10 protein-coding genes are annotated in these 14,284 nt (G+C 65.3%); all 10 read right to left on the minus strand.

Translation table 11 applies throughout. The annotated features are described in order from the left end of the window. Positions 1-231: 231 nt before the first annotated feature. Positions 232-1,269 (minus strand): alpha/beta hydrolase family protein, encoded by a 1,038-nt coding sequence (locus AB0H49_RS22450; protein WP_357254033.1) that lies wholly within the window; start codon positions 1,267-1,269, stop codon positions 232-234. A gap of 644 nt (positions 1,270-1,913) precedes the next feature. Next, positions 1,914-2,900 carry a LacI family DNA-binding transcriptional regulator gene (locus AB0H49_RS22455; RefSeq protein WP_357254035.1) on the minus strand — a complete coding sequence of 329 codons (987 nt, stop codon included), beginning with the start codon at positions 2,898-2,900 and terminating at the stop codon, positions 1,914-1,916. Positions 2,901-2,902: 2 nt separating this feature from the next. Then, positions 2,903-4,153 (minus strand): alpha-hydroxy acid oxidase, encoded by a 1,251-nt coding sequence (locus tag AB0H49_RS22460; RefSeq protein ID WP_357254037.1) that lies wholly within the window; start codon positions 4,151-4,153, stop codon positions 2,903-2,905. Next, positions 4,153-5,616: a rhamnulokinase family protein gene (locus tag AB0H49_RS22465; protein ID WP_357254039.1), complete on the minus strand. Its 1,464-nt coding sequence runs from the start codon at positions 5,614-5,616 to the stop codon at positions 4,153-4,155. Before AB0H49_RS22465 ends, AB0H49_RS22460 begins: the two co-directional genes overlap by 1 nt. Then, the gene (locus AB0H49_RS22470) at positions 5,613-7,649 is read right to left on the minus strand and encodes a bifunctional aldolase/short-chain dehydrogenase (protein ID WP_357254041.1); all 2,037 of its coding nucleotides are present in this window, start codon (positions 7,647-7,649) and stop codon (positions 5,613-5,615) included. The genes AB0H49_RS22465 and AB0H49_RS22470 overlap by 4 nt, the downstream gene beginning before the upstream one ends. 53 nt (positions 7,650-7,702) lie before the next feature. Next, positions 7,703-8,851 (minus strand): L-rhamnose isomerase, encoded by a 1,149-nt coding sequence (gene rhaI, locus AB0H49_RS22475; protein WP_357254211.1) that lies wholly within the window; start codon positions 8,849-8,851, stop codon positions 7,703-7,705. Positions 8,852-9,076: 225 nt separating this feature from the next. Further along, positions 9,077-9,991 carry an SGNH/GDSL hydrolase family protein gene (locus AB0H49_RS22480; protein ID WP_357254043.1) on the minus strand — a complete coding sequence of 305 codons (915 nt, stop codon included), beginning with the start codon at positions 9,989-9,991 and terminating at the stop codon, positions 9,077-9,079. A gap of 390 nt (positions 9,992-10,381) precedes the next feature. Beyond that, on the minus strand, positions 10,382-11,560 hold the full coding sequence (locus AB0H49_RS22485; RefSeq protein ID WP_357254213.1) for an alpha/beta hydrolase: 1,179 nt from the start codon (positions 11,558-11,560) through the stop codon (positions 10,382-10,384). A gap of 162 nt (positions 11,561-11,722) precedes the next feature. Then, positions 11,723-12,682 carry an alpha/beta hydrolase gene (locus AB0H49_RS22490; protein WP_357254045.1) on the minus strand — a complete coding sequence of 320 codons (960 nt, stop codon included), beginning with the start codon at positions 12,680-12,682 and terminating at the stop codon, positions 11,723-11,725. A gap of 445 nt (positions 12,683-13,127) precedes the next feature. Next, complete coding sequence (locus AB0H49_RS22495) at positions 13,128-14,042, minus strand: SGNH/GDSL hydrolase family protein (RefSeq protein WP_357254047.1); 915 nt, start codon at positions 14,040-14,042, stop codon at positions 13,128-13,130. Between the last annotated feature and the right edge of the window lie 242 nt (positions 14,043-14,284).

The following is a 14,284-nucleotide window of genomic DNA, read 5'->3' on the forward strand; positions in this document are numbered from 1 at the left end:
ACCACCCGGTCTCAGAGTCTTGCTCGACCCGTCGAGGCCGAGACGGGCCGCGGCCGAACACAGGCGGAACTCGGCAGAGGACATCGTGCGGAAGTGCAGCGTGCCGACGAGCTGACTACCGCTGGCAAGACCAGCGAAGATCGCCGCCGAGCTCCCTCTCGACGATGTACCGGTCGGCACGCTGAACCAGATCAATTGCGTCACAACGGTCGCGACATCGTTCCGAGGGTTCTATCCGATGGATGCGGACAAATCCGGGAGCATGCGAAATACTTGATCCTGCCAGTTATTCCAGGCGTGAATGCCGAAGGCGGGGAAGTCGTAGGTGACGTTGGCCGCGCGCAAGGCTGCCATGCGGACCTGAAACGCGCGGGTGTTGACCAGAGCGAGCGCTTCCAGCGCTATTCCGTTGAGGGTGCCGATACTGGGCTTGTCGGTGGCGGTGGGGCGGCCACTGGCCGCGGAGACCCAGACCCGGGTGTTGTTCTCGATCAGCCGGGGCGCGAACACGAACGGGTCCATCCGAAGCCACTTGGGATCCCATGGCGCGGCCATGGAATCGACGTTGTAGCCTCCGGCGTCGATCATGGCGATTCGGATAGCCTCGCGCATGCCCGGCGCGGAGATATTGAGATAGCCGGAGAAGGACCCGGCGAAGCTGAACTGGTCGGGATAGTAGGCGGCGAGGGTCAGTGCGGCGCTGCCACCCATCGAGAGGCCGAACACACCGTTGCGGTTCGGGTTGAATCCGAGCCGGTCCCGCAGCGCGTAACGCAGCTCATGAGTCAGGAAGGTCTCCCACCGATAGGCGTAGGACTTGCCGGGGCCAGCTGAAAAAATCTGCAAGCCACCGGATCCCGAGGACGAGCCACTGGAAGACCCCGAGGACGAACCGCTGGAAGACCCCGAGGACGAACCCGCGCCGGGCTGAATCCCCAGGAAGCTCGACGGGGCGTTCCAGTCGGTGTAGAAACTGGATTGCCCGCCGATCGGCATGACGACGTTGATGTTCCACCGTGTCAGTTCCCGGGCAGCCTCCGTCTCGATTTCCCAACCGTTGAGATCTTCGCGCGCTCGCATGCCATCGAGGGCATAGACGACGCGATCCGTGTTGCCGTCGACGGCGCGAAACACCCGCGAATTGATCGGGCCCATACTGGAGTCCACCCAGAAATCGAATCCATCAGGGTTGAACGCCGCGGATGAGCGCGGGGCGCCGACGATCGCAATGCCCGCCACGACCGCGAGTGACAGCAGCGAAGCCAGCAATTCGCGTGCTGCCCTGCGCTGGCGGGGTAGGCGCCGCCGGGATGGGGTTTCGGAGTTCCGAAACTGCATCATTGACCTTTCCAGGAAGATGGACTGCAAGCCCTAGAAACAGAGATCGTCTAGATCATCTGCGGGAAGCGAGAGCGACGAGATCCGCTGTGGTGCTGCGCTACTCGTTCACAACTGTCGGCGAATCCACTGGTCGCGTTACCCAAATGTGATATAGACCTCACTCGCCGAGGGATTTCAATGACGTCCATCTTCTCGCCGATCTCCCGAATCGATCGTCTGATCGAAGACACGACGAATCCAATTGGTCGGGAAACTCATTCGATCTGCGCGACAAGTCCATCTAGTGCACCCAGCGCGAACGCAAGACGGCGCCCGCCACCACCCGCGATATCGTTTCGTGATTCCGGGTCGAGTGCGCGCGACCCGATCAATCCGACCGACGACTATTCGTAACAGGCGAAGCCATCGGCAGGGCCCTCACCACTCGCCTTCGATGGACCGCGGACCCGCCCGCGCACCGCCTCGATCGCGACGCCGGTGCGAGCGACCGGCCGGGCCCGCTGGCGGAGTTGGTGACGGCTGGCGACGAATACGTGGGACGAGCTGCACGGGGCGTTGCCGATGGAGAGGTCTCATGGGCGTGCGCTCGACGCTCGAGGTACGAGGGTCGGGGTGAAGCAGATGTGCTCGGTGGCGGCACCGCTGTCCGCCGCGGCGACGAGCAGGTCTATGGCGGAGGCGCCGATGAGGCCGCTGGGCTGGCGTATCGATGACAAAGGCACCATGGTGGATTCGGCGAAGTCGATGTCGTCGTAGCCGATGAGCGCGATGTCGTCGGGGACGCGCACGCCGTGCCGGGTCAGCGCTTGCAGGACACCGATCGCGAGCAGGTCGTTGGCGCAGAAGACCGCGTCGGGCCTGCCTGTTGTCCCAGCCAGGATCCGCTCGCCCGCATCGCGGCCTGCCACGACCGTGGGCGCGGGGGTCTCGATCAGCTCCAGTACCGCCCCGGCGTGGTCTTGAATCGCGCTGCGGGCCCCGGTGAGTCGGTCGGCGACCTGCCGTAGCGAGCGTGGGCCTCCGACGAAGGCGATCCGGCGTCGCCCGGTCGAACACAGGTGGTCCACGGCCATTCGGCCGCCGCCGATGTTGTCGACAGCGACGGAGGAGAACGGGGTGCCTGTGCCGTCGCGGTCGACCAAGACCACCGGGATGCCGCGCTTGCTCAGTGCGCGGAGCCGGTCGAGGTCGTCGCCGGAGGGCGAGATCATCAAGCCGAAAACGCGTTGCTCGTCGAATGTTTCGAGGTAGAGGCGTTCACGGTCGATCTCGTCGTCAGTGGAGCCGAGCAGCACGACGAGGTCGTGCTGGGCGGCACGTTGTTCGGCGGCGCGGGCGATGTCGGAGAAGAACGGGTTGCCGATGTCCAGGACCACGAGCCCGACGCAGCGGGAACTACCGGCTTTGAGTTGTCGTGCGGCGTCGTTGCGGACGAAGCCGAGTTGTTCGATAGCGGTGTGCACGCGTGCGACGGTGGCGGGGGCGACTTTCTCCGGTGCGTTCAGGACATTGGAAACGGTGCCGACCGAGACTCCCGCGGTCACGGCGACCTCCTTCATGCTCACCACCGCTGCCCCCCGGGCAATGGTCTGGGGGCGAGTGCGGTCAGCTGGGTGACGTGCTGCGGCGTCAGCTCCTCCAGGCTGGTGACCCCGAGCAGGCGCATGGTGCGTTCGACTTGTTCGGACAAGATGGCGATGGCGCGGTCGACCCCTGCTTCGCCACCGGCCATGAGTCCGTAGAGGTAGGCGCGTCCGATGAGGGTGAAGCGGGCGCCCAGCGCGATCGCGGCGACGATGTCGGCGCCGGAGGTGATGCCTGTGTCGAGCATGATCTCGGTGTCGCGGCCCAGCTCTGCGGCGACCGAGGGCAGCAGGTGGAACGGGACCGGCGCACGGTCGAGTTGCCGCCCACCGTGGTTGGACAGCACGATGCCGTCTACTCCGACATCGACGACCGCGCGGGCGTCGGCCAGGGTCTGCACGCCCTTGACCACCAGCTTGCCCGGCCACTTGTCGCGAATCCAGGCGAGGTCGTCGAAGTCCACGGTGGGGTCGAACATGGTGTCGAGCAGTTCGGCGACCGTGCCCGACCAGCGGTCCAGGGATGCGAAGGCCAGCGGTTCGGTGGTGAGGAAGTCGATCCACCACCGCGGGCGCGGCAGGGCGTCCAGAACGGTCGCCGGAGTCAGCGTCGGCGGAATGGTCATGCCGTTTCGCTTGTCGCGCAGGCGCGCTCCGGCGACCGGGACATCCACGGTGACGAGCAGGGTGTCGAACCCGGCGCGCGCGGCGCGTTCCACCAGGGCCATCGACCGGTCGCGGTCCTTCCACATGTATAGCTGGAACCAATTGCGGCCGTGTGGATTCGCTCGCGCGACATCCTCGATGGACGCGGTTCCCATGGTGGACAACGAGAACGGGATACCGACCCGGCCCGCCGCACGAGCGCCGGCGTATTCGCCTTCGGTCTGCATCATCCGCGTGAAACCGGTCGGTGCGATCCCGAACGGCAGCGACACCGGCGCGCCGAGCACCTGCCATCCGGTACTGACCTTGGAGACGTCGCGCAGGATCGCCGGGTGGAATTCGATGTCGCGGAAGGCCTGCCGGGCGCGTGCGATCGACAGTTCGGCTTCGGCGGAGCCATCGGTGTAGTCGAAGGCCGCTTTCGGGGTGCGCCGTTTGGCGATCGCGCGCAGGTCCTCGATGGTGAGCGCCGCATCCAGGCGGCGCTTGTTCCTGTTCCACTCGGGCTTCTTGAATCGCAGTAGCGGGGCGAGGTCGCGTGGTTTCGGAATCTGCCGTTTCATCAGCCTGCCTTCTCGGTCGCTGTGGTGTGGCGCGGTGTGTACCGCTCGGGGGCGAACGCTGCCGCGGTTGCCGCCCGCAATGCCTCCAGATCGCCGCTGAGCAATCCGTGCGCTCGCGCTTGGATCAGTATGTTCCCGATCGAGGTGGCCTCCACCGGACCCGCCAGCACCGGCAGACCGGCGTGGTCGGCGGTGAGCTGGCACAGCAACCGGTTCTGCGCGCCGCCACCGACCATATGAACCGTGCGCACGTCGGTTCCCGACAATCTCGCCGCGGTGTGGACGCCGTGGGCGAAAGCTGCGGCGAGGCTTTCGATGATCGCGCGCACCATCTCCACCCGGCTCGCCGGGATCGGCAGCTCGTGCTCGGTGTACCAGCTCGCGATCAGGGCGGGGATGTCGCCCGGTGTCAGGAATCGTGGATCGCCGACATCGAAGACCGCGGCCGGAGCGGGGCAGGCAGCGGCGTGGTCGAGCAGTCGGGTCAACTCGACGCGGGTGCCGTCGCGCTCCCACTGCCGTGCCGTCTCACTGAGCAGCCACAACCCCATCACGTTGTGCAGGAATCGGATTCGGTTGTCGGCGCCGGTCTCGTTGGTGAAGTTCGCTGCCCGGCTCGCCGCGGTGAGCACTGGGGCGTTCAGCTCGACACCGACCAGGCCCCAGGTGCCGCACGAGATATAGGCAGCGGTCTCGGGCGCCATCGGTATTGCCACCACCGCCGAGGCCGTGTCGTGTGAGGCGACGGCCGCGACCTGTAGGGAACGGTCCAGCCCGAGTTGTGTTGTCACCGATGGCAGGACAGGGCCGAGAGGTGTGCCCGGGTCGACCAGATCGGGAAACAATCTCGCGGGCAGGCCGACTCGCGCGTGTAGCGCCCGGTCCCAGTCGCCATCGATCCCGAGCAGTCCCGTGGTGGAGGCGTTGGTTCGTTCGGTGACCAGAGTGCCGGTGAGCCAGTACCCGATCAGATCGGGTATCAGCAGGGCTTGCTCGGCGATGTCGAGGTTTCCGTCGAGCTGTTCTGCCGCCAGCTGATAGATCGTGGTGAACGGCAGGAACTGGAGACCGTTACGCTCGAACAGCTCTGACGCCGGTATCGCCGCGTGCACCGCGTCGACACCACTACCGCTGCGGGTGTCGCGATAGTGGTGCGGCAGGCCGAGCAATCGGCCGCCACGCAGCAAGCCGTAGTCGACGGCCCAGGAGTCGATACCGACCCCGAGCAATTCCGGCGCCTGGCGGCCGGCCTCGGCGAGACCCCTGCGCAAGTGCCCGTACAGGCCCGCGATATCCCAGTGCAACGCTGTGCGTCGACCGTTCCACACCTCGACAGGATCATTGGGAAACCTGGCCACCTGCTGGATATCGAGACGGTCGGGACCGACGGTGGCGAGGATGACGCGTCCGCTGGTGGCTCCGAGATCGACCGCCGCGAGCTGCCCGGTGCGCTGGCTCCTCATCGGAGAAAGGCCGCGGCCACGCCCGCGTCGACCGGGACATGCAGGCCGGTGGTATGGGTGAAATCCGCACCGCACAGCGCGAAGACCGCGTTGGCGACATGCTCGGGCAGCACTTCGCGTTTGAGCAGGGTGCGCTGGGCGTAGTACCGGCCGAGGGCGGACTCCTCGACGCCGTAGACGGCCGCACGCTGTGCGCCCCACCCTCCGGCGAAGATTCCCGAACCGCGCACCACGCCATCGGGATTGATCCCGTTGACCTTGATACCGTGCTCGCCGAGCTCGGCGGCCAGCAAGCGAACCTGGTGTGCTTGATCGGCTTTCGTGGCAGAGTAGGCGATGTTGTTCGGTCCGGCGAACACGGAATTCTTCGAGGAGATGTAGATGATGTCGCCGCCGAGGCGCTGATCGATCAGCGCCTTCGCCGCGGCCTTCGACATCAGGAACGAGCCGCGCGCCATCACGTTGTGCTGGAGATCCCAGTCGGCCGCGGTGGTCTCCAGCAACGGCTTCGACAGCGAAAGGCCGGCATTGTTGACCACGATATCGATGCCTCCAAAGGCCAGCACACAGGCGTCGACGGCAGCCTGCACCTGCGCTTCGTCGGTGACGTCGGCGCTGATGCCGATCGCGATATCAGCGGTCCCGATCTCGGCGGCGACCGCCGCGGCCTTGTCGCCGTCGAGGTCAGCGATCACCACGCAGGCGCCTTCCGACGCCAGGCGCCGCGCGATCGCCTTTCCGATGCCAGAGGCCGCACCGGTCACCAGCGCGATCCGGGTGGCCAGAGGTTTGGGTGCGGGCATCCGGGCCAGCTTCGCTTCCTCGAGCGCCCAGTACTCGATCCGGAACTTCTCGGCCTCGTCGATCGGTGCGTAGCGGGAGATGGATTCCGCGCCGCGCATGACGTTGATCGCATTGAGGTAGAACTCACCTGCTACCCGTGCGGTCTGCTTGTCCTTGCCGTAGCTGAACATCCCGACACCGGGGATCAGTACGATGGCCGGGTCCGCGCCGCGCATCGCCGGTGAATCGGCGGTGGCGTGGCGTTCATAGTAGGCGCGATAGTCCTCGCGATAGGCCTCATGCAACTCGGTGAGCCGGGCCTGGCATTCGGTGATGCTCGCCGCGGCGGGAAGATCGAGCACCAGCGGTTTTACCTTGGTGCGCAAGAAGTGGTCGGGGCAACTGGTGCCTAGAGCAGCGAGACGCGGATGTTCGACGGCGGCGAGGAATTCCAGGACGGGTTCAGCGTCGGTGAAATGCCCGACCTGTGGTCGGTCGGTGGAGACCAGACCCCGCAGGAAAGGGGCGAGCGCGGCGGCCTTGGCACGGCGCTGGTCCACCGGCAGCGACGCGTATCCGGGGAGATCAGGCCCGAAAGGGGCTGCGCGGCCGTTGTCTTCGATGAATCGTCGCGCGGACTCGATGATCTCGAGCGAGTGCGCTTCGGCTTCGTCGGAGGTCTCACCCCAGGCGGTGATGCCGTGACCGCCGAGGATCACGCCGATAGCCTGCGGGTTGGATTTCCTGATCTCGGCGATGTCGAGTCCGAGCTGAAACCCCGGCCGTCGCCAAGGGACCCAGATCACTCGATCGCCGAAGATCTTGCGGGCGAGTTCGGGCCCGTCGGCAGCGGTCGCCAGCGCGATCCCGGAGTCGGGGTGCAGATGATCGACGTGCGCGGCGTCGACCAGACCGTGCATGGCGGTGTCGATGGACGGTGCGGCACCACCGCGGCCGTGCAGGGTGTAGTCGAGTGCGGCGACCATCTCGTCTTCGCGGTCGAGCCCCGGATAGACCTCGGTCAAGCCGCGCAGCCGGTCCAGCCGCAACACGGCCAATCCCTGCTCGGTCAATGTGCCGAGGTCACCGCCGGAACCCTTGACCCACATCAGGTCCACGGGTTTGCCGGTGGCCGGGTCGTTTCCGGTGCCCTTGGCGGAAGTGTTTCCGCCGGCGTAGTTGGTGTTCTTCGGATCCGATCCGAGCCGGTTCGACCGGGCGATCAACTCCGCGATCGTGGTGTGCGACATGATGACGTTTCCTCGATTCAGCTAACGGTAGGTTCAGCGGTCGGTTCTGGATATCAAGCGCCCCAGCCTGATTGATTGCCGCCGATTCGTTCGGTGTCGATCTGCCGCTGATAGCCGGACCGCGCGAAGGCGGCCATGGGGTCCTCGGGCAGACCACGCTCGGCGCGCCAGCGGGCCAGCCGGGGGCGGACATCGGTGTAGAAGGCATCCATGAACACAGCGCTGGCCCCCAAGACATCGCCGGATTCCTGCGCTGCGGTCAGCGCCTCGGTGTCGACCAGCGCCGCGCGGGCGGTCATCTCCTGCACGTTGAGTACCGATCGGATCTGGCCGGGGATCTTCGCTTCGATGTTGTGGCATTGGTCGAGCATCAGCGCTACCCCGGAATCGGGAGCGAGGCCGCCGCCGCGGATCACTTCGAACAGGATCCGGAACAGCTGGAACGGGTCGGCCGCGCCGACGATGAGATCGTCGTCGGCGTAGAAGCGGGAATTGAAGTCGAACGAGCCGAGTTTCCGCAGCCGCAGCAACTGGGCGACGATGAATTCGATATTGGTCCCCGGCGCGTGATGGCCGGTGTCCAGGCAGACCACCGCCCGCTCGCCGAGTGCGGCAACGTGAACATACGCGCTGCCCCAGTCGGGGACGTCGGTCATGTACATGGCGGGTTCGAAGAACTTGTATTCCAGCACGAGCCGCTGATCGGCGCCGATGTGCTGATAGATGGCGGCGAGCGATTCGCTGAGTCGGTCCTGACGCCACCGGATGTCGCCTTGGCCGGGATAATTCGTGCCGTCGGCGAGCCAGATCTTCAGATCCCGCGACCCGGTCGCGTTCATCACCTCGATGCACTCGAGATGATGGTCGATGGCCTTCTGTCGCACCTTCTTCTCGACATGGGTGAGACTGCCGAACTTGTAGTCCTCGTCCTGAAAAGTGTTCGAGTTGATGGTGCCCAGCCCGATGCCGAGATCTTCGGCGTAGGTTCCCAGCGCGCGATAGTCGGCGACCGTGTCCCACGGAATGTGCAGTGCCACAGTCGGCGCCAGGCCGGTCAGCCGGTGGACGGTGGCCGCATCGGCGATCTTCTCCTCGACGGTGCGCGGTGTGCCCGACGCCTGGAACACCTTGAATCGGGTGCCGGAGTTGCCGAACGCCCAGGACGGCAACTCGATCGACAGGTTGTCCAGCAGTTCTTTCATCAGTCTCATCAGCAGCGCGCCCCCACTTCGCCGGCGGGCACGATCGCGTCGTGGTCGCCGACGACACGGCCGAAGCATTCGATCTCGATCTCTCGCAATGACTTTCCTAGCTTCCGGATGCGAACAGGGGTTGATGAGGGGCCTGATGATGAACAGGACTGCCTGCGGCAGACCCACCGTGGTCAGACCGGCTTGATAAAGGCTGGCCAGACCGTTTGAAACGTTTCAATCAGCTTCGCGAACAGTCGCCAGTATCTCCTTCGCCGCGTTCGCGTGGCCCGCCGCGTTCGGATGCAGGGGCGTTCCGCCAGGCTTGAGCGGAATCATTCCTTCCAGCCACCGCTCCTCCGGAGCCGCGCACGCATCGTGTCCCCGCGTCGATTCGATCAAGTCGACGTACCGAGCGCCATGCGCGGCGGCCTCCTCCTCCATGACCGCGTTGAGTTGTTCGAGGCGTGACTGCACGTAGTCCGCGTCGGCGGGCAGGATCGGTTGCACGTCGGGGCATCCACCGGGCCGAAAAGCGGTGGGGTAGCCGACCATGACGATCTCGGCGCGAGGAGCACGGCGTCGGATCTCTTCGATCACCTCGCCATAGGTGCCCCTGAACTCCTCGACCTTATCGGCGTAGACGTCAGTGCCGTTCGAGTTGTTCGAGGCGGCACAGGAATAGCCGCTCAGGTGCGTCGGGTTGAGGCATATGACCGCGAGACGGGCCAACCCGATGTCGTTGCCGCCGATACCCACCGTCACCAAAGTGGTGTCCGCACTGAGCGCGTCGTACTGGGGCGCTTCGGTATACCCGGTCATACTGACCTGTGGTGCGGCGAAATCAGCGACGTCGGCGCCGCCACACGTCACATCCCGGAATTCGGCGGCTCCGAGTTCCCGCGCGACCAAGCTCGCGTAGTCGAACGCGGAGCGGCTGCACAATCTAGAAGAGACCATCGGCTCGATCCCCACCCCCGCCGCGTACGAGTCGCCCATGGCGACGTAGACAGTGTCGTGAGCGGCCTCCGCCGACGACAAGCCGCCGACATACGCGTGGCCGGTGAACGCCGCGGCCGCCCCCAAGCATGTTGCAAGGAGCGCAGATCGACCTCGGAATCTCGTCTGGATATTGAGAGTGTTTTTTGCCATGAACGGAAATAATACCCGTCAGGTGATTGTCCGATAGCGAAATCGGCAGCTCAGATTCCCTGAAGGATCTGCTTGGACAGCGATCGATCTCGTTGCAGGACAACATGCTTCGCCGTGAGCTACGGTCGACGAGCTGCGGACGGCGATAGTTGCTCCCGACACTGCTATGCGAATTCCTCGGCCTTACGCGCAGCCGGGAACACCGCGCCGACATGCGCACGTATTCCTCGCGCCGGCAACAGTATTCACACAATGACGACTCGGCAGCCGAACCCGACAAGAACTCCCAAGAAGAAAATTCGCAACTCCATGCCGAATTCCATGCCGCCCAGGTCATCTTGTCAAACGGCCTGATGGAACATCGAGGCCAGTTGCCGTCAAACACTCCGCCTACCTTCCACTCTCGGACCGAATGCCGCAGAACGCTTCCACGTGCGACGCGAACCAGTTGAGCGTCACTTCGCGATACACCTGGCAGCCGATGGAGCCTTCCTCATCGAAGCCGTGACCGGAGTACGGCACCTCGAGCGTCTTCACCTTCACCCCGGCGCCGCGGAGACGTCGCGCATAGGCGCGGATTGTCCAAGGCGGGACAAGGTGATCGCGGGTACCGAAAGCCAGGAGCGTCGGGGGCGTGTCGGAGCGGATGTGCGTCGACGAGTCGACGGCGTCGTAACGTTCGGGGTACATGTCAGGAGATCCGCCGGTGTAGCGCTCGACGAGCGAGCGCAACCACTTCCGAAGCACCAGATCGGGGCTGTCGCTGATAGCGCGCAGATCGGTCGCTGGGTAAAGCGCGCTGATCGCGCTGACAACTACTGGCGTCCCTGAGCTTTCGAGCACCCACTCCCCTGCCGCGATGCGGGATCCGACGTTGATCACGAGGTTGCCGCCGGCGGATTCGCCGACCAGAGCGATACGCCGCGGATCACCGCCGAAGCGGTGCGCGTTCCGCACCGCCCAACGGATCGCCTCGGCGATCTGGCCTTCCTGGACGTCCCATAGATGCCGTTCTTCGCTGGACAGGCTGTAGTCGACTCCCATCACCAGGTATCCGCGGTCGGCGAACCAGCGCGCATGACGTGGGGTGCTGCCACTGTTGCGGTCGCCGGCCACCCAGCCTCCGCCGTGCACCATCAGGATCACCGGCGCGAGTCCCTCGGGCGCGACGGCTCTCCATACCGACAGCGACAGGTCTTGATCTCCCTCTGTCGTGTAGACCTCATCGGCGTCCGGGGTCAGATCCACCTGCGGACGTCGGATCGCCGATGCGAGACTCACGAACACGTTCTCACGCCGAGCGAGCCTCAGCTGGCGGACGCCGTTCAGCGCCGCGCCGAGGAAAGCCAGCACAGCGGCCGCCAGCACCAGCCATCCACCTGCCGACGGGGACCAGGCCAGGAGAACGCCCGCGGCGGCGGTCACGCTCAGCGCGATGAGAGCGACCGCGAAGATCCTTGTCGAGGCCATCGCCCCGGCGATCGAGAACCCCACGAGAGGGAAGTACTGCCCGCCGACACAGAGAAAGAGCAGCACAGCGGGGACCCCTACGACAGCCGTCGCGATCATGTGCAGCACAGCATCTCCTTGCACGTCATTTGGCACCTCGGCGAACCGACTTCATTGGCCGGACCACGAATGCGCCCAAAGGCGACAGAGCGATGCCCAGCAGGGAGTGTTCGGCGTAGCCGAACATCAGGCCAGCCCCACCGGGCTCAGGCGCGGCCGCCTTCACGAATCCGTCCGACCGCGAACCCAGCCGGCCATCTCGGCGACGGAGCGGAGGAACGCGGCCCCGCCACCCCGCCCCAGGTGGCCGTGGTAGACACCCGCTTCCACCCGCTCCGTCACCGGAACCCCTGCTTGGCGCAGCTGATCGGCGAACAGCTCACCCGAGGCCCGAACCCCGTCGTACTCGCTGTTGATGATCATCGTCGGCGGGAAACCGCGCAGGTCCGCCTCGACACCCGGCATGCCGTAGGAGAAGGCCTGCGAGGCGGGCACTCCGAGGTAGTTCTCGACGACGATCTCGACGAGGTCCGGTGAAGGGCGCAGCATCGGAGAGAGGCCGGCGATCTTGCCCGCGAGCTCCTCGCTCGGTTCCGGGAGCACCGGGTGGAGGATCGGATAGAGCAGCAGCACCGACGCGGGCGCTGCCGTGCCGCGATCGCGGAGCCGTAGAGCAGCGCCCGCGGCGAGATTGCCGCCTGCGCTCGCCCCGCCTATCGTGATGCGTTGCTCGTCGGCGCCCAGAGCGGCTGCGGTGGCCACCACCCAATCGAAGGCCGCGACGACGTCGTCGCTCGGCGCCGGATAGTGCAGACCGAGCGCGAGCCGGTAGTCGACGGTCACGACCACCGCATCCGCCCGCACGCAGATCTCCCGCGCGACCGCATCGGATTCGGGCATGTCGAGGTCACCACTGAAGAACGAACCACCATGACACCAGACCAGCAGCGGGCGCTTCTCCTTTACCGAGAGCTTCGGCAGGTAGGCGCGCACTCGCAGGTCGCCGCCGTCGGTCTTCAGGATCTCGTCGCGCACCACGGTCTCCGGAGCGACGTAATCGGCCTCACCGGGACGAGGACCTAGCAGCCATTGAATGAGCTCGGCGTCGCCGCCTTTGAGCGGGTCGGTGGACTTCCAGTCCGCGGCGCGGGCCTGGAGCCAGTCGAACAAGACGTCGCTCATGATGATCCTCCCAGAGCGCCGAACGGATGCGACGCTGCGTTTCGAGTGCGTGAGCACCTGATCGGCACTCTACCTTAAATTCATCCAGTTGGGAGGTTTTCAGTGCCATCTGCAGTCGCCCGGGGACGGAGCGCGACAAGGCCGCATGGAGAGCGCGGCAAGGGTGGAGGCCCGGCACACCTATGCGCCGTGCCGCCGACCTCGTCTCCGGACATCCAGCCGCCACCGTGGACGTACACGACCACCGGCGCCGGGGATTCAGAAGAGCGTGGCCTACATACGGCCATGGGTGGGAACCGTCCGCGGACGGGACCGTAGGCGACGACGTCATCGGGTCGCACGGACTTGATCGGCCGGATCGCGAACGCGCCGAGCAGCGACAGCACGATCCCCGCCGGGAACAGCCCCGCATAGCCGATCACCGCGATGAATGGGTTGAAACGTTTCAATTACTACGTTGAACAGTCGCCAACACCTCGTTCGCCATGTTCACGTAGCCTGCCGAGTTCGGATGCAATGGAGCTGCGCTGGGATCGACGGGAACCGGTCCTTCCAACCACCGCTGGTCCGGGGATGCACACGCATCGTGTCCCCGAGTCGACTCGATCAGGTCGACGAATCGAGCGTCGTGCGCGGCGGCTTGCTCCTTCATGACCGCGTTGAGTTGTTCGATGCGTGCCTGGAGGTAGTTTGCGTCGGCGGGCCACATCGGTTGCACGAGTGGGCATCCACCGGTCCGGAAGAATGTGGGGTACCCGACCATGACGACTTCGGCGCGAGGGGCACGGCGGCGGATCTCTTCGACCATCTCGCCATAGGCGCCCGCGAACTCCGCGATCTTGTCGGCGTACACGTCGCCGCGGTTCGATTTGTTCTGGGCAGCACAGGAGTCGCCGAGTCGATACACCGCTCTGAAGCAACTGATCGCAAGACCGACCAACCCGATGTCGTTGCCACCGATACCCACCGTCACCAAAGTGGTGTCCGCACTGAGCGCGTCATACTGGGGCGCTTCAGTCTCATCGTTCTCGCCGATCCGCGGTGCGCCGAAATCAGCGACCTTGGCGCCGGCGCACGTCACATCCCGAAACTCGGCGGTCCCGAGGTCCCGTGCGACCAAGTGCGCGTAGTTGACCGCGGAGCGGCCGCACAATCTGGAAGAGACCATCGGCTCGATTCCCGCCCCCGATGCGTACGAGTCGCCCATGGCGACGTAGACGGCGCCGTGAGCGTCTGCCGCTGACGGTAAGCCGCTGGCGTATGCAGGGCCGCCCAACATTGCGCTCGCTCCCAAATACGTTGCGAGAAGAACGGATCCGCCCCGGAATCTCATCTGGATATTGAAAATATTCTTTGTCACGGCGGGAAGTTTACCCGGCCAGTTGACAGTCCGGCAGAAAATCGGCGGCGAACAGCTCCCGAAGATTCGACAAGATGGCGGCGACTGTCGTTGCAGGGCAGCGTATTTCGCTGTGGCGACGTCAAACACCGCGCCTAAATCCGCCATCGAATACCCCGAAAGAACGTTGCAACTCCACACCAAATTCCGATGCGCCGGGCCGCCGAGCCGCTATCTTTCGCCAGACGGGTCTGAATGAAAAT

Source organism: Nocardia sp. NPDC050713 (assembly GCF_040654315.1).
Taxonomy (GTDB): domain Bacteria; phylum Actinomycetota; class Actinomycetes; order Mycobacteriales; family Mycobacteriaceae; genus Nocardia.